Source organism: Micromonospora sp. BQ11 (assembly GCF_052068135.1).
Classification (GTDB): Bacteria; Actinomycetota; Actinomycetes; order Mycobacteriales; family Micromonosporaceae; genus Micromonospora.
The window spans coordinates 636,043-650,236 of sequence record NZ_JBQHDB010000001.1; the positions used below are offsets into that span (position 1 = coordinate 636,043).

The window sequence follows — 14,194 nt, forward strand, 5'->3', positions numbered from 1 at the left end:
CCCCGGAGGGATCAGATGAGGTCGCGGCGGCGGAACACCGCGAACGCCGCGCCGGTCAGGGTCAGGGTCACCGCGAGCAGCACGACCAGACCGGGCCGCCAGGTCATCACGTAGGACGGGTCGCAGACCCCGCTGAAGCCCCCGTCGTTGCAGGCCCGGCTGTCCCAGAAGGTCGCCCGCCCGGCCAGCCAGGCCTGCAGGTAGCTGGAGAGCATCAGCTGGTCGGGCCGGCGGACGTCGAGGATCGTCAGCACCAGGCGCGCGCCCAGTTCCCACAGCACCGCGTACGCGGCGACCGCGCCGAGCGCCGCCGAGGTGTGCCGGCCCAGCGTGGCGACGGCGAACCCGATCGCCGAGGCGAGCAGCACCAGCAGCATCCCCCGGCCCCAGATCGACCCGAGGGAGCGCCAGAACTCGTCGTCCAGGACGCCGGGTTGCCCGGCCGTCTGCGCGATGAGCCAGAACGTGCCCAGGTACGCGACCGACGCCAGCAGTGCCAGCACCGCCACCACCCCGAGCAGCGTGCCCAGCTTCGCCCCCAGCACCGCCAGCCGGTTCGGCCGCCAGAGCAGCAGGTTGACGACCCCGCCGGAGTTCAGGTCCGCCCCGATGTAGGAGGCGCCGACCAGGAACCCGAACAGCACCAGGAACGCGATGAGGAAGTAGAGCAGCGGGCGCGCCTCCTCGGCGAACGTGAAGACCCCGTAGAGGAAGTCCGCCGCCACCGGCAGCCGCTCCATCCGCCCCGGGTCGACCTCGCTGCAGTTCTCGGGGTAGTACTGGTCGAGCTCCTCGTCCGGCAGCGCCCCCCGCTCCCGGGCCAGGCACCGTTCGTACGTCAGCTCCAGGTCGCGTCGCGCTTCGGCCGCCTGCCGCTGCGCCTCGGACACCTCGGCGGCCGTCGGCCGGTGCGAGTTGGCGAGGGTGGTGGCCGCGGTGATGCCGAAGGCCGCCACCAGCAGGACGAGCATGAGCTGCACGAAGCGCCGGGCGGCCAGGCGCTCCCACTCGGCACGGACCAGGTTCACGCGTCCACTCCTGAGGCGTCGAGGTCGATCATCGCGTCGCCGGGGCGGGTCGAGCCGTCCACCTGGCGGGGCACCGTCGGGTGCGGCGGGGCGCCGGTCAGCTCCAGGAAGACACTCTCCAGGTCCGGCCGCAGCGGGGTCAGCTCGCGCAGCCAGACGCCCTGCTCGCCGAGGAGCCGGCTGATCTGGGTGGCGTCGGCGACGTCGGTGACCACCAGGTGGTCCGGGTGCCCGACGACCGTCAGCCCGGCCGCCTGGAGCAGCTCGGTGGCCCGGTCCGGGTCGTCGATCCGGACCAGCACCTCGTGCCGGTCGAAACCGGCCAGCACCTCGTCGACGCGACCGGCCGCGACCCGGCGGCCGCGCGAGATGATCGTCACGTGGTCGCAGATCAGCTGGATCTCGGCCAGGATGTGGCTCGACACCAGCACCGTCACGCCGGCGTCGGCGAGCGTCCGCATCAGGTCACGCATCTCCCGGATGCCGGCCGGGTCCAGCCCGTTCGCCGGCTCGTCGAGGATCAGCAGCTCCGGATCCTTCAGCAGGGCCGAGGCCACCGCCAGGCGCTGCTTCATGCCCAGCGAGTAGCCCTTGACCCGGTCGTGGCCCCGGTCGTGCAAGCCCACCTGCTCCAAGACCTCGTCGACCCGGGTGACCGGCACCCCACCCGCCCGGGCGAGCAGGCGCAGGGTGCGGTGGCCGGTGAAGTTCCCGAAGAACTGCGGGCTCTCCACGATCGCGCCGACCCGACCGGTCACCTGCGTCAGGCGCTCCGGCGAGCGTTCCCCGAGCACCGCCATCCGGCCGGCGTCGGCGCGGACCAGCCCGAGCAGGGCGCGCAACGTCGTCGTCTTGCCCGACCCGTTGGGGCCGAGGAAGCCGTGGATCTGGCCGGCCTCGACGACCAGGTCGAAGCCGTCGACCGCCACCCGGCGCCCGTGGCGCAGGGTGTGGAAGGTCTTGCGCAGACCCTCGATCTCGATGACCGCGCTCATCCGCGCGGTTCCCTTCTCCGACCTGGCATCCGGCGTCCTCCGGCTGTGGTGATCAATGACACGGCGCCCCACCCTATGACCGGGACGCCGCCCGTGGGGGGCACCACGGTGCTGCGTGGTTGGATGGGCGGGTGACTGGTGACCTGATCCCCGGCGCCCGAGGCGCCGCACCCTCTCCCGTGGACGCGGATCTGGTGGTCAGCCTCGACGGCGTCGGCGTACGGCGGTCCGACACCGCGCTGCTGCACGATGTGGACTGGCGGGTCGAGCTGGACGAGCGCTGGGTCGTGCTCGGCCCCAACGGCGCCGGGAAGACCACCCTGCTGAACCTCGCCGCCGGGCGACTCCACCCGACCAGCGGCACCGCGCACGTGCTCGGCGAGCGCATCGGCCGCACCGACGTCACCGAGCTGCGCACCCGGATCGGCCTCTCCACCGCCGCCCTCGCCGAGCGGCTGCCCGCCGACGAGCGGGTCACCGACGTGGTCGTCACCGCCGCGTGGTCGGTCGTCGGGCGCTGGCGGGAGAGCTACGACCCCGGCGACGAGTCCCGCGCCCGCGCGCTCCTCGGCCAGCTCGGTGTCGCCGCCCTCGCCGATCGCACGTACGGCACCCTCTCCGAGGGGGAGCGCAAGCGCGTCCAGATCGCCCGGGCCCTGATGACCGACCCCGAGCTGCTGCTGCTCGACGAGCCGGCGGCCGGGCTCGACCTGGGGGGTCGGGAGGACCTGGTCGCCCGGCTGGCCGACCTGGCGTACGACCCGGACGCCCCGGCGCTGGTGCTGGTGACCCACCACGTCGAGGAGATCCCGCCGGGCTTCACCCACGCGCTGCTGCTGCGCGAGGGCGGCGTGGTGGCGCAGGGGCTGCTCGCCGACACGCTCACCGGCGACAATCTGTCCAAGACGTTCGGCCTGCCGCTGCTGGTCGAAAGGCACGGCGACCGGTACACCGCCCGCGCCGCCTGAGACGCAAGGAAGGGCCCCCTCCTAACGCCTGCGGTAGAGCACGGGCCCCCTCTTCACACGGGAGGTGAGCGCATGCCGCAGACCCGGGTCGTCGTCGTGGGCAGCGCCAACATGGACCTGGTGGGCACCGCCCCCGCCCTGCCCCGTCCGGGGGAGACCGTGCTGGGCACCGACTTCGTGATGGTGCCCGGCGGCAAGGGCGCCAACCAGGCGGTCGCCGCCGTCCGGGCCGGCGCCTCCTGCGCGTTCCTCGGGGCGATCGGCTCCGACGCCTTCGGGGTCACGCTGCGCGCGCGCATCACCGCCGCCGGAGTGGACACCAGCCAGCTCCGGGTCACCTACGGCACCTCCGGTGTCGCCCTGGTCATGGTCAGCGCCGACGGCGAGAACGCGATCGTGGTGAGCCCCGGCGCGAACGCCTCATTGACCGGCCTGACGGACGACGAGCGCACCCTCGTACGCGAAGCCGACGTCCTGGTGGCCCAGCTGGAGATCCCGGTCGAGACGGTGACCGAGGCGGCGCTGACCGCCCGGGACGCCGGCACCCGGGTCGTGCTCAACGCCGCGCCGGCCCGACCGCTCCCGGCGGAGCTGCTGGCGGCCACGGACCTGCTGGTGGTCAACGAGGGTGAGGCGCACGCGCTCACCGGGCGGGGGAGCGACGAGCCGCGCGCGCTGCTCGACCTGGTGCCCCGGGCGGTGCTCACGCTCGGCGGCGCGGGCGCCCTGTACGTCGACCGCGACGGCACCACCGTGCACGTCCCCGCGTTCGCCGTCGACGTGGTCGACTCGACCGCCGCCGGGGACGCGTTCACCGCGGCGCTCGCGGTGGCGTGGGGCGAGGGGCGGGAGCTGCTCGACGCGGTGCGGTGGGCGTCGGCGGCCGGCGCCGCGTGCGTGCGGCGGCTCGGTGCCTCCGTGGCGCTGCCCCGCCGCGCCGAGATCGACGAGATCTACGCGCGGGCCTGACCGGCGGGCGACGGACCGCGTGTCACGCCGGCCGGTCGGTCCGGGCACGGAAGGCCCGGCGGTACGCCGACGGCGAGGTCCGCATCGCCCGGCCGACGGGACGCCCGCCGGCCTCGTCCGGCGGCCCGCCGACGAGCTGACCGCACCCCGGTCCACGGTCACCTGCGACTGCTGAGCCTCACTCGACCGGGTCGTCGCTGAGCCGCTCGCCGCGGCGGCGCAGCATGCCGAGACCGGGGATGCCGGCGACGGCGAGCTTCAGGTCGCGGGTGACGTCCAGCAGGTCGTGCAGGTCCGGACCGACCCGGTCCAGGGTGGCCAGGATCGGCAGGATGTCGGCGCTGAGGTGCTGCTTGAGCTTGGGCAGCTCGTCGACGAGCCGGATCGCCGCCGTCACCTCCTCGTGGCTGAGCTGCTCGACGAACCGGTTCGCCATGGGCGCGCCCCGGCGCAGCGCCGGCTCGTACGCCGCCATCAGCTCCGCGGCGGTGGCCGCCGCCTCGGCGGCGGTCTCCACCGTGCCGGCGGCCCGCCCGGCCACCGAGTCCGCCTCGGCGACCACCGCGCCGGCCGCGCGGGCCACCTTCTCCGCGTCGCCGACGACGGCGGCGGCGGCCCCGGACACCCGGTCGGCCTCGCCCACCACCCGGGCCGCCGCGGCGGCGACCTCGGTCGCGGTGTCGATCGCGGTGGTCGCGGCGGCGCTGATCACCGCGACCTCCGCGACCGCGGATTCGGCGTCGGTGAGCACCCGGTCGGTGCGGTCCAGGGTCTCCTCGATCCGGTCCACCACCCCGTTGATCCGCGCCAGCAGCGTCTCCACCCCGTCCAGCACCGCGAACGCGCGGGCCGGCACGGCGGCGAACGACGCCGCCGAGCCGAAGGCCTGGTCGAGGGCGCTGCGGGTGCGACCGACGACCTCGGTCGGCCGGGGGAGTGGGATAGCCATGGCACAAGTGTGCGCCGCCGGTGCACGCTCCGCCGGTCGAGGGATCCGCCGGCGGCGGTGACCGGCGGTAGGGTGCCGGCATGTCGGCCCCCTCGCCGCCGCTCCGTCTGCCCGGCACCGCCGCTGTTCTCGCCGTGCTCGCCGTGCTCCTGGTGGCCCTCGGCGGGTACGGCCTGGCGCGCGCCTCCGACGGGGTGACCGTGCGGCACGTCACCGTCGCCGGCGTCCCGATGACCGAGGTCCGGGCCGCCGCGCAGGCCGACGTGGGCCGGCGACCGGGTGTGGTGGTCGCGCACGGCTTCGCCGGTTCCGCCCGGCTGATGCGCCCGCTCGCCGACACCGTCGCCCGCGACGGCATGGTGGCGCTGCTGCTGGACTTCGCCGGCCACGGCGCCAACCCGGGGCGCCTCGGTGGGGGCGGGCGGGGCGTGTCGGACCGGACTCTCGCCGCCGACCTGGACGTGGCCGTCGCGCACCTGCGCGGCCTGCCGGACGTGGACCCGGAGCGGATCCACCTGGTCGGGCACTCGATGGGGGCGGGAGCGGTCACCCGCTGGGCCGCCGACCATCCGGAGATCCTCCGCACCGTGGCGATCTCGCTGCCGGACGCGGGCGACGCCGCGGGCGCCCGTCCGGCCGACCTGCTGCTGATCGTCGGCGGGGCCGAGTTCCCCGACTTTCGTCGGGCGGCCGAGGAGGCGGCGGGGCAACGAGGCAGCACCAGGCGGCTGGTGGTGGTTCCGGGGGTGGAGCACATCTCGGTGCTCTTCGCCGCGCGTACCCACGACGAGGTCGCCGCATGGCTCCCGTCGCACGGCGGGTCCGGTGCGCGACCCACCGCGCGGCTCCTTCCGGCGGGTCTTCTGCTGCTCGGCGTGGGGCTGGGCTTCGTCCCCCTGACCGTCCTCGCGCTGGGGCGCCGGCCGGCCCGCCCGCGACCGCCGGCACCGTCACCGGGGTGGCTGCTCGGGGTCGCGGTGGTCGCCGCCGGGGTCGGCGCGGTGGTCGCGGCGGTGGTCCCCACCGCCCGGCTGCCGCTCGCCGTGGGTGGCCACGTCACCGGCTTCCTGCTGGTCAGCGGCCTGCTGTTGGCCGTCGCCGGCCGCTGGTCACCGCCGCGCGCGGCGGCGGCGCCGCTCAAGCCCGGCCCCGCCGCCCCGGTCGCGCACCTCGGCAGGGCGCGGTCCGTGGTCGCCGCCGTGCTGCTCACCGGGTACGCGGTGCTCGCCGTAGCGGTCCCGATCCACCTCGGACTGACCTCGGCGCTGCCGGTCGGCGCCCGGTGGTGGCTGCTGCCGGTCGTCGCCATCGGCTCGCTGGTCTTCCTGGCCGGCGCGGAGCGGGTCTCCGGCGGCCGGACCGCACGGCACGCCGTGGTGGGGGTGATCGCCGTGCTCGCCCTGACCGCCTCGGCGGTGGCCGGTCTGGCACCCGGCTTCGTGCTGCTGGTGGTGCCGCTCTTCGCGCTGCTGGTGGTCTGGCAGGTGGCCTGGGCCGCGGTGCTGCGCAGGGCGGGTGCCCCGTCCTGGCTGCCGCCGGTGGTCGGCGCGGCCCTGCTGGGCTGGCCGGTGGCCACCACGCTGCCGCTGACCTGACCGGCGGACCGGGTCCGCCGGTCAGGTCAAGTGTCAGCGGACGCCCTCGAAGCTGACCGCCGGATCGGTCTGCGCGGGCGGTCCCCAGACCGCGTCGTCGTACGCGAGGTCCCCGGCCAGGTGCCGCAGGAACCACTGGGTGAGCAGCCGCTTGCTGATCTGCAGCTGGGCGGCCCGGGTGATGCCGCCGCTGTCGCAGAAGAGCGAGGAGGAGTCCATGAAACCGCAGTGGAAGCCACCCCGGATGATCCGCAGCTGCTTCGCCGGCAGCTTGCTGGTGTAGATCGGGCGCTGGTGGTCGGCCACCCCGGCGATCGAGTCCCGCTCTCCGGCGACGAGCTGGACCGGGATGGTCAGGGTCGCGGCGGCGGCCTTCGCGGACGGGTTGGTCTCGGCGGCGGCGAGGTTCGCCACGGTCACCACCCGCGGGTTCCGGGCCGCCGCGAGGATACTCGCACCGCCTCCCATCGAGTGGCCGGACAGGCCCAGTCGGTCGGTGCTGACGCGTCCGGCGAACCGGGATCCGCTGGTGGTGTCCTGCGCCACCGCCCAGGTCAGTGCCGCGTTGAGGTCGTCGGCGAAGGCGCTGTGGCTGGGCGAGAAGCCGCCCTGCGAGCCGGGGGCGATGACGATGAAGCCCCAGGAGGCGAGGTGGGCGAGGGTCGACTGGTACCGGGAGATGGACTGGAGGAAGCCGTGGCCGAAGGCGATCGCCGGGAACCGGCCGGTGGCCACCGGCTGCGCGTTGCCGGCGGCGGTGGCCGGATAGTGCACCCGGGCGGAGAAGGAGCGGCCCGCCGCGGTGACCGTGGTGTCGATGTAGCCGGCCGCGTACGTGCCGGGCAGGCCCGGATCGGGTGCGGACGCTTGGGCGCCCAGCGGTGCGGGGAGCACCAGGGCGAGGACTGTCGCGGCGGCGGTGACGAGCCTTCTCAGCATGACTGCCTCCTCGTGTCGATGACGTTCACCGTCTACTGAGGAGAGCACCTGCCGGGGCGGGCGCACACACCCCGGTTCGTCCATAACCGCGGTGCTATGACCGGGCGACGCGCAGCGCCCACCAGATCAGCGGAGCCTGCAACGGGATCCGGCCGTAGGCCACCGCCCGCCACACCGGGGGCCGGCGCCGCCAGTCCATCGCCATCTGCACATTGGCCGGCAGGACCGCCGCGAACAACGCGGCGGCGGCCAGACCGCCGGTCCGGCGGGTCGCCGGGTGCGCGACCGCCGCCGCCACCGCCAGCTCCGCTACCCCGCTGGCGTACGTCCACGCGCGGGCCGAACCGGGCAGGGCCCGCGGCACGATCGGGTCGTAGAACCCCGGTCGCGCGAAGTGGGTGGCCCCGGCGGCGGTGAGCAGCCCGGCAAGGGCGAGTGCCCTGGCGTGTCCGGTCGTCACCGAGGGTCCTCCCGTTGTTCGACGGCGCGCTGTACCGCGCGGTAGATCTGCCCGAACCGTAGCGCGTCCGGTGTCCGCAGCAGCAGGAGCTCCCGCCCGTGGTGCTGCACCCACAGCTCGTGCACCTTATTGCCGCGCTCGTAGGAGCGGTCCAGCCACCCCAGCGGGATCTCCAGGAAGGGGGTCAGCGCCAGCGCCAGCACCACACAGGCGGCGATGATGAGCAGGGCGAGCGTCCACTGTCCCCGGTCCTGCGCCGCCCAGGCCAGCGAGAGCGCGCACACCACCGCCACCAGTGGCGGCAGGGACAGGAGCAGGACGAGGACTCCGCGGCTGAGGACCCGACCGCGTACGGCCAGCGTGGTGCGCCCCTGCGCGTGCCAGACGAACGTCACCTCGGCGAGCGCCACCGCGTGGCCGCCCACCCGGATCGACTCGGACGTCACCTGTACCGCGTCGTCCCGGTAATAGAGCGTCATCACTAAGCTTAAGCACCTTCGGTCAATATCCGCCCGCCGGGCGGGGGTGCTCGTCGTCCGGCGATCGTGAGGGGTGCCGGCCGGGGTGCGCGCGGATCCCTGTCGAGCTGACTCGTTCACGACGTCAGGCCGGCGCACCTCCTTGGTCGCGCCTGATCCACCCACGACATCAGCTCGGAAGGGGTCGGAAGAGGTGGCGCCGGTCCGCCGTAACCGGTCGTGCCACCGCACGACGGGCCGGTCAGCGGCGGCGGTGCGGTACCGGCTGGCCGGCCTCGACGGCCCGCTGCACCGCCCGGTAGATCTGCCCGAACCGCAACGCGTCGCCGGTGCACAGCAGCCGGATCGGCTGACCCCGCCAGCGGGCCCACATCTCCAACTGCCGGCTGCCGCGGGCGTACGACCGGTCGAGGTGTTCGAAGAGGAAGTCGGCGACCGGCCCGACGGCGAGCCCGACCAGCACCGAGGTGCCCACGATCGCGATCGTGACGGTGGCGGAACGGTCCAGCCAGAGGGCCAGCGCGATGCCGAGGGCGGCGGCCACCAGGGGGCCGGCGAGCGCAGCCCCGATCGCGCCACGACCGGCGAGGACGCGCCAGGAGCGGCTGCCCCGGCGGTGCCAGACCGCGCTGATCTCGGCCAGCGGGAAGGTGCGGCCGTCCACCCGGACGGCGGCGGAGGTGACCTGGATCGACCTGTCGTCGTAGTACGTGATCATGGCGGTACTCCCGGTAGCGGGCCTGACACCAGACTACGTACCCCAACGACCCGGGTCGTAAGGTTGGCACGCTACTTCGACGTGGAAGTGAGGGACAGCGTGGGCGAGTTCGTGCGGCTGGAGACCAGGGACGGGATCGGCACCATCCGGTTGGAGCGGCCGCCGATGAACGCGCTCAACACCCAGGTGCAGGAGGAGTTGCGCGCCGCCGCCTCGGCGGCCACCGCCGACGCGGACGTCCGCGCCGTCATCGTGTACGGCGGGGAGAAGGTCTTCGCCGCCGGCGCGGACATCAAGGAGATGGCCGACATGTCCTACGTGGACATGGCGGAGCGTGCCGCGGACCTGTCCAGCGCGCTCGGCGCGATCGCGCGGATCCCGAAGCCGGTCGTCGCGGCGATCACCGGGTACGCCCTCGGCGGCGGATGCGAGCTGGCCCTCGCCTGCGACTGGCGGGTGGTCGCCTCGGACGCCAAGCTCGGCCAGCCGGAGATCAAGCTGGGCATCATCCCGGGTGCCGGCGGCACCCAGCGGCTGGCCCGCCTCGTCGGCCCGGCCCGCGCCAAGGACCTGATCATGTCCGGCCGGATGGTGGACGCCGAGGAGGCGCTGCGGATCGGTCTCGCCGACCGGGTCGCCCCGGCCGCCGAGGTCTACGACACGGCGGTCGAGCTGGTCCGCCCGTACCTGACGGGTCCGATGCAGGCGCTGCGCGCGGCGAAGCTCGCGGTCGACGGCGGCCTGGACATGGACCTCGGCTCCGGCCTGGCCTGGGAGAGCCAGCTCTTCGCGGCGCTCTTCGCGACCGACGACCGGCGCGAGGGCATGGCCGCCTTCGTGGAGAAGCGCAAGCCGAACTTCACCGGCCGCTGAGTTGAGAGTGGTTCACATTCGTTGTACCGGTGAGTAACGTGTGACTCCGGTCATGCGGACGAAGGGGAACGGGCTATGACGGAGCGGATCGAAGGGCACGGCGGGGAACTCGCACTGGCGGCGCTGCGCGCGTACGGGGTGCGGGAGATGTTCACCCTCTCCGGCGGGCACGTCTTCCCGCTCTACGACGCCGCGCACAAGACCGGCTTCCCGCTCTACGACGTCCGGCACGAGCAGTCCGCCGTCTTCGCCGCCGAGGCGGTCGCGAAGCTGCAGCGCCGGCCCGGGCTCGCGGTGCTCACCGCCGGCCCCGGCGTCACCAACGGCATCTCCGGGCTGACCAGCGCGTACTTCAACGCGTCCCCGGTGCTGGTGCTCGGTGGGCGGGCCCCCCAGTTCCGCTGGGGCTCGGGCAGCCTCCAGGAGATGGACCACCTGCCGCTGGTCGCACCGGTCACCAAGCACGCCGAGACGGTGTTCAGCGCCGACGACATCCCGCGCGCGGTGAGCGCGGCGCTGAGCACCGCACTCACGCCGCACCGGGGCCCGGTGTTCCTCGACCTCCCCCTGGAGGCGGTCTTCTCGGTCGGCGACGCCGAGCTGCCCACGCCGCCCGGCATCGCGCCGGTCGAGGCCGACCCGGGTGAGGTGACGAAGGCCGCCGCGCTGATCGCCGGCGCCACTCGCCCGGTGATCATCGCCGGCTCCGACGTGTACGCCGGTGACGCCGTCGAGGCCCTGCGGGCGGCCGCCGAGGCGTTGCAGGTGCCGGTCTTCACCAACGGCATGGGCCGCGGGGCCCTGCCGCCGGAGCACCCGCTCGCCTTCGCGAAGGCCCGCCGGGTCGCGCTCAAGGGCGCCGACGTGGTGGTGGTGATCGGCACCCCGCTGGACTTCCGGCTCAGCTTCGGCGACTTCGGCGACGCGCGGGTGGTGCACATCGTCGACGCACCCAGCCAGCGGGCCGGGCACGTTCAGCCGGCCGCCGCCCCCGCCGGGGACCTGCGGCTGATCCTCACCGGGCTGGCCGAGCACCCGGGCGACCGGGTCGACCACGCCGACTGGGTCGCCGAGCTGCGTGTGGCCGAGGACGCCGCGAAGGCCCGCGACGCCGAGGAGATGGCCGCGGAGACTGACCCGATCCGTCCCGCCCGGATCTACGGCGAGCTGCGCAAGGTCCTGGCCCGCGACGCGGTCACGATCGGCGACGGCGGTGACTTCGTCTCGTACGCCGGCCGCTACCTGGAGCCGGCGCAGCCCGGCACCTGGCTCGATCCCGGCCCGTACGGCTGCCTCGGCACCGGGATGGGTTACGCGATGGGTGCGCGCGTCAGCTACCCCGACCGGCAGATCTGCGTGCTGATGGGCGACGGCGCGGCGGGCTTCTCGCTGATGGACGTGGAGTCCCTGGTCCGGCAGAAGCTGCCGGTGGTGATCGTGGTCGGCAACAACGGCATCTGGGGCCTGGAGAAGCACCCGATGCGCGCGATGTACGGGTACGACGTGGCCGCCGACCTTCAGCCCGAGCTGCGCTACGACCAGGTGGTCACCGCCCTGGGCGGCGCCGGCGAGACGGTGGCGAAGGCCGGCGACCTCGGCCCGGCGCTGCGTCGGGCGTTCGACGCCGGTGTGCCGTACCTGGTCAACGTGCTCACCGACCCGACCGACGCGTACCCCCGCTCGTCGAACCTGGCCTGAGCGTCACCCGCCGCCGTCGCCGGGAGCCCGGCGACGGCGACGGCGGTCACCGGGAGCGGGGCGGGTCCTCCTCGCGCGGCGGCTCGCCCTCGCGACGGCGCAGGTCGTCCTCGCGGCGGCGCAGGTCGTCCTCCCACCGGCGGAACAACTCGTCGTCCTTGCCGGACCGCTCGTCGATGGAGCGGAGGAACTCGGGGTCGTCGTCCGGGGCGACCGGACGGGCCCGCTTCCGCTCGGAGAAACCGTCACCGGTGGGCCACGGCGTCCGAGGTCGGCCGCCGGCGGAGGTGCGACCGGCGACGAACCAGGCGATCGAGCCGATCAGCGGGAAGAACAGGATGATCAGCACCCACGCGATCCGGGGCAGGGCGCGGATCGCGTCCTCCTCGGCGGAGAGACAACTGATCAGCGCGCAGACGGCGAGGACGATCTGCGCGACGAAGAAGAGGACGTACAACCGGGCCATGCACCCATCATGGCGCAGGCGTCCACGTCACCACAGCCCACGTACGACCAGCAGTGTGCCGAGCACCGCGAAACCGGCGGTGGCGAGGGCGACCAGCGGCAGGGCAGGCCCGTAGGCCACGGACGGCCCGCTGCCGGTGGCACGTCCCCAGCACACCCGCAGCGCCGTGCCCCAGCCCAGCACCGCGACCCCGGCGAGCAGCGCACCGGTCACGTCACCGCTGAGAGCGAGGCGCACGGTCAGCACCATGATCACTGTCAGTGCCAGCGCGGTGCGTCGCCAGGCCAGCCGGGTCCGTTCGGGTTGCAGCCCCGGGTCCCGCGGGGGGCCGGTCACCGGCCGCCGACGGCCCGGGACAGCACCGCCGCCACCAGCAGCAGGGCGCCCAGGCCGACGGAGAGGGCGAGCACCGCGGGGAAGCGTGAGGCGGGCAGCTCCTCGCCGAGCCGGATGGCCCGCTCGGTACGCGCCCAGTGGTCGACGGCCCGCACCGCGACCGTCCCGCCGAGCAGCAGCAGCGCGACGGCGATGATCTCCCGCAGGTGCGTCAGCGGCAGCGGCGGCAGGAACTGGGCGGCGGCGAGCCCACCGGCGACCAGCGCCAGCCCGGTCCGGAGCCACGCCAGAAAGGTCCGCTCGTTGGCCAGCGAGAACCGGTAGTCCGGGGTGCTGCCGACCGAGCGGAGGTCACGCGGATCGAACCACCGCCGGATCGCCTGCCACACGCGGTCGATTATCCGCCTCCCCCCGGTCGTAGGCTGGGACGGTGACGGATCTTGATGTGACGACGCTGCGGAACGCGTACGACCGACAACTACGGATCGAGATTCCCGACCCGCTGCCGGCGGGGGTGACCGTGGAGCACGACGGCCCGTTGGTGCGAATCATGGGGCTCTACCACGGCGGCTTCCTGAGTTACCGGGACCTCGGTGGCCTCTCCGGCGCCGAGCTGGACGCGTTGATCGCCCGCCAGGTGGAGATATTCCGGGCGCGTGGCGAGGCGGTGGAGTGGAAGCTGCGCGGCCACGACGAGCCCGCCGACCTGCCGGAGCGGCTGCGCGCCGCCGGGTTCGTACCCGAGCCGGAGGAGACCGTCGTGATCGGTCCGGCGGCGGCGCTCGCCGCCGCACTCCCGGTGGTTCCCGAGGGCGTACGCCTGCGGGAGGTCACCGCCCGCGCGGACCTGGAGCGGATCGCCGCGATGGAGGAGGCGGTCTGGAACGCCGACCGGAGCCAGTGGGTGATTGGTCTGGAGAAGGAGATCGCCGCCGACCCGCAGTCGATCACGGTGGTGGTGGCCGAGGCGGGGGACGAGGTGGTCAGCGCGGGCTGGGTGCGCTATGTGCCTGGCACGACGTTCGCCACCCTGTGGGGCGGCTCGACGCTGGCGCCGTGGCGGCGCCGGGGCATCTACCGGGCGCTGGTCACCTACCGGGCCCGCCTGGCCGTTCAGCGCGACCGGACGCTGCTGCAGGTCGACGCCTCGGCGGAGAGCCGGCCGATCCTTGAGCGGCTCGGTCTCGTCCCGGTCACCACGACCACTCCCTACGTCTACACTCCGTGATCATGGCGGAGCGGTTGACGGCCGAGGAGCGGCTGACTCTCAAGACGGGTGCCTTCGGCGCGGTCTTCCTGGTGTCCAATGCCGATCCGGGCATGGTGGCGGTGATCCGGGAGAGCTTCGCGGCGTCGGGGGCGCTGGCCAACTCCGGCGGGGTGGTGAAGGAGGCGCTGACCACCGGTCCGCTGCCGAAGTTGCCCCGTGATCCGGCGCAGATCGAGTCGGCGGTGCTGCCGGCGCTGGCCCGGGCGCTGGAGATCCTGCGGGAGAAGTCCCCGGCCGACGTGGCGACCTACCGGGACGTGGTGCTGGCCGCGGCGGACCGGGTGGCCCGGGCGCACCGGGGCGTCACGCCGGAGGAGGCGGCGATGATCGACCGGATCCGGTCCGCGCTGGCTCAGCCGACCTGAGTCGGGGGTGGCGTGGTGTGCCGGGGCGTCGACCACAACGCGTGCACCGTGGTCCGGACGCAGCGGTCGCGGACGCGACCGCAGGC

The 14,194-nt window shown here is 74.2% G+C and carries 17 protein-coding genes; 7 read left to right on the forward strand and 10 right to left on the reverse strand.

Annotated features, from left to right (window positions below; translation table 11 throughout):
• Positions 1-11: 11 nt before the first annotated feature.
• Together ACTMSW_RS03090 and ACTMSW_RS03095 are read right to left on the reverse strand one after the other, a co-directional pair.
• Positions 12-1,028 carry an ABC transporter permease subunit gene (locus tag ACTMSW_RS03090; protein WP_441178874.1) on the reverse strand — a complete coding sequence of 339 codons (1,017 nt, stop codon included), beginning with the start codon at positions 1,026-1,028 and terminating at the stop codon, positions 12-14.
• Complete coding sequence (locus ACTMSW_RS03095; protein WP_441178875.1) at positions 1,025-2,023, reverse strand: ABC transporter ATP-binding protein; 999 nt, start codon at positions 2,021-2,023, stop codon at positions 1,025-1,027. Before ACTMSW_RS03095 ends, ACTMSW_RS03090 begins: the two co-directional genes overlap by 4 nt.
• Positions 2,024-2,154: 131 nt before the next feature.
• On the opposite strand from ACTMSW_RS03095, the gene ACTMSW_RS03100 reads away from it, so the two are divergent.
• Both ACTMSW_RS03100 and ACTMSW_RS03105 read left to right on the forward strand, forming a co-directional pair.
• Positions 2,155-2,991 carry an ABC transporter ATP-binding protein gene (locus ACTMSW_RS03100; protein ID WP_441178876.1) on the forward strand — a complete coding sequence of 279 codons (837 nt, stop codon included), beginning with the start codon at positions 2,155-2,157 and terminating at the stop codon, positions 2,989-2,991.
• Between the two features lie 72 nt (positions 2,992-3,063).
• Entirely contained in the window at positions 3,064-3,960 is an 897-nt protein-coding gene (locus tag ACTMSW_RS03105; RefSeq protein WP_441178877.1) for a ribokinase, read from the forward strand.
• A 178-nt stretch (positions 3,961-4,138) separates the two neighbouring features.
• On the opposite strand, the gene ACTMSW_RS03110 is transcribed toward ACTMSW_RS03105, so the two are convergent.
• Positions 4,139-4,909 (reverse strand): hypothetical protein, encoded by a 771-nt coding sequence (locus ACTMSW_RS03110; protein WP_441178878.1) that lies wholly within the window; start codon positions 4,907-4,909, stop codon positions 4,139-4,141.
• 80 nt (positions 4,910-4,989) lie between these two features.
• Between ACTMSW_RS03110 and ACTMSW_RS03115 the strand changes: the two genes are divergently transcribed.
• The gene (locus tag ACTMSW_RS03115; RefSeq protein WP_441178879.1) at positions 4,990-6,504 is read left to right on the forward strand and encodes a dienelactone hydrolase family protein; all 1,515 of its coding nucleotides are present in this window, start codon (positions 4,990-4,992) and stop codon (positions 6,502-6,504) included.
• Between the two features lie 33 nt (positions 6,505-6,537).
• Here the strand turns inward: ACTMSW_RS03115 and ACTMSW_RS03120 are convergent, their stop codons facing one another.
• From ACTMSW_RS03120 to ACTMSW_RS03135, 4 genes are all read right to left on the reverse strand, one after another.
• Positions 6,538-7,443, reverse strand: a complete 906-nt coding sequence (locus ACTMSW_RS03120) for an alpha/beta hydrolase family protein (RefSeq protein WP_441178880.1) — start codon at positions 7,441-7,443, stop codon at positions 6,538-6,540.
• Positions 7,444-7,537: 94 nt separating this feature from the next.
• A complete protein-coding gene (locus tag ACTMSW_RS03125; protein WP_441178881.1) occupies positions 7,538-7,903 on the reverse strand; it encodes a hypothetical protein in 366 nt (121 codons plus the stop codon).
• Positions 7,900-8,382: a DUF6232 family protein gene (locus ACTMSW_RS03130; protein WP_441178882.1), complete on the reverse strand. Its 483-nt coding sequence runs from the start codon at positions 8,380-8,382 to the stop codon at positions 7,900-7,902. Before ACTMSW_RS03130 ends, ACTMSW_RS03125 begins: the two co-directional genes overlap by 4 nt.
• Before the next feature lie 241 nt (positions 8,383-8,623).
• Positions 8,624-9,100 (reverse strand): DUF6232 family protein, encoded by a 477-nt coding sequence (locus ACTMSW_RS03135; protein WP_441178883.1) that lies wholly within the window; start codon positions 9,098-9,100, stop codon positions 8,624-8,626.
• A gap of 99 nt (positions 9,101-9,199) precedes the next feature.
• Between ACTMSW_RS03135 and ACTMSW_RS03140 the strand changes: the two genes are divergently transcribed.
• Positions 9,200-9,973, forward strand: coding sequence for an enoyl-CoA hydratase-related protein (locus ACTMSW_RS03140; protein WP_441179051.1), 774 nt, complete (start codon positions 9,200-9,202; stop codon positions 9,971-9,973).
• Positions 9,974-10,048: 75 nt separating this feature from the next.
• The gene (locus ACTMSW_RS03145; protein ID WP_441178884.1) at positions 10,049-11,671 is read left to right on the forward strand and encodes an acetolactate synthase; all 1,623 of its coding nucleotides are present in this window, start codon (positions 10,049-10,051) and stop codon (positions 11,669-11,671) included.
• 46 nt (positions 11,672-11,717) lie between these two features.
• On the opposite strand, the gene ACTMSW_RS03150 is transcribed toward ACTMSW_RS03145, so the two are convergent.
• The 3 genes from ACTMSW_RS03150 to ACTMSW_RS03160 are packed head-to-tail and all read right to left on the reverse strand — an operon-like array spanning position 11,718 to position 12,862.
• A complete protein-coding gene (locus ACTMSW_RS03150) occupies positions 11,718-12,137 on the reverse strand; it encodes a PLD nuclease N-terminal domain-containing protein (RefSeq protein WP_441178885.1) in 420 nt (139 codons plus the stop codon).
• A gap of 27 nt (positions 12,138-12,164) precedes the next feature.
• Entirely contained in the window at positions 12,165-12,473 is a 309-nt protein-coding gene (locus tag ACTMSW_RS03155; RefSeq protein ID WP_441178886.1) for a DUF202 domain-containing protein, read from the reverse strand.
• Positions 12,470-12,862, reverse strand: coding sequence for a YidH family protein (locus tag ACTMSW_RS03160; RefSeq protein ID WP_441178887.1), 393 nt, complete (start codon positions 12,860-12,862; stop codon positions 12,470-12,472). The genes ACTMSW_RS03155 and ACTMSW_RS03160 overlap by 4 nt, the downstream gene beginning before the upstream one ends.
• Positions 12,863-12,903: 41 nt before the next feature.
• Here ACTMSW_RS03160 and ACTMSW_RS03165 point away from each other — a divergent pair, with 41 nt between their 5' ends.
• Both ACTMSW_RS03165 and ACTMSW_RS03170 read left to right on the forward strand, forming a co-directional pair.
• The gene (locus ACTMSW_RS03165; RefSeq protein ID WP_441178888.1) at positions 12,904-13,701 is read left to right on the forward strand and encodes a GNAT family N-acetyltransferase; all 798 of its coding nucleotides are present in this window, start codon (positions 12,904-12,906) and stop codon (positions 13,699-13,701) included.
• Between the two features lie 2 nt (positions 13,702-13,703).
• Complete coding sequence (locus ACTMSW_RS03170) at positions 13,704-14,108, forward strand: hypothetical protein (protein WP_441178889.1); 405 nt, start codon at positions 13,704-13,706, stop codon at positions 14,106-14,108.
• The last annotated feature ends 86 nt before the right edge of the window (positions 14,109-14,194 follow it).

Coding starts and splice junctions, on each gene's coding strand:
- ACTMSW_RS03095 (WP_441178875.1), bottom strand. CDS start 2,023: ATGAGCGCGGTCATCGAGATCGAGGGTCTGCGCAAGACCTTCCACACC.
- ACTMSW_RS03105 (WP_441178877.1), top strand. CDS start 3,064: ATGCCGCAGACCCGGGTCGTCGTCGTGGGCAGCGCCAACATGGACCTG.
- ACTMSW_RS03110 (WP_441178878.1), bottom strand. CDS start 4,909: ATGGCTATCCCACTCCCCCGGCCGACCGAGGTCGTCGGTCGCACCCGC.
- ACTMSW_RS03115 (WP_441178879.1), top strand. CDS start 4,990: ATGTCGGCCCCCTCGCCGCCGCTCCGTCTGCCCGGCACCGCCGCTGTT.
- ACTMSW_RS03120 (WP_441178880.1), bottom strand. CDS start 7,443: ATGCTGAGAAGGCTCGTCACCGCCGCCGCGACAGTCCTCGCCCTGGTG.
- ACTMSW_RS03130 (WP_441178882.1), bottom strand. CDS start 8,382: ATGACGCTCTATTACCGGGACGACGCGGTACAGGTGACGTCCGAGTCG.
- ACTMSW_RS03135 (WP_441178883.1), bottom strand. CDS start 9,100: ATGATCACGTACTACGACGACAGGTCGATCCAGGTCACCTCCGCCGCC.
- ACTMSW_RS03145 (WP_441178884.1), top strand. CDS start 10,049: ATGACGGAGCGGATCGAAGGGCACGGCGGGGAACTCGCACTGGCGGCG.
- ACTMSW_RS03150 (WP_441178885.1), bottom strand. CDS start 12,137: ATGGCCCGGTTGTACGTCCTCTTCTTCGTCGCGCAGATCGTCCTCGCC.
- ACTMSW_RS03170 (WP_441178889.1), top strand. CDS start 13,704: ATGGCGGAGCGGTTGACGGCCGAGGAGCGGCTGACTCTCAAGACGGGT.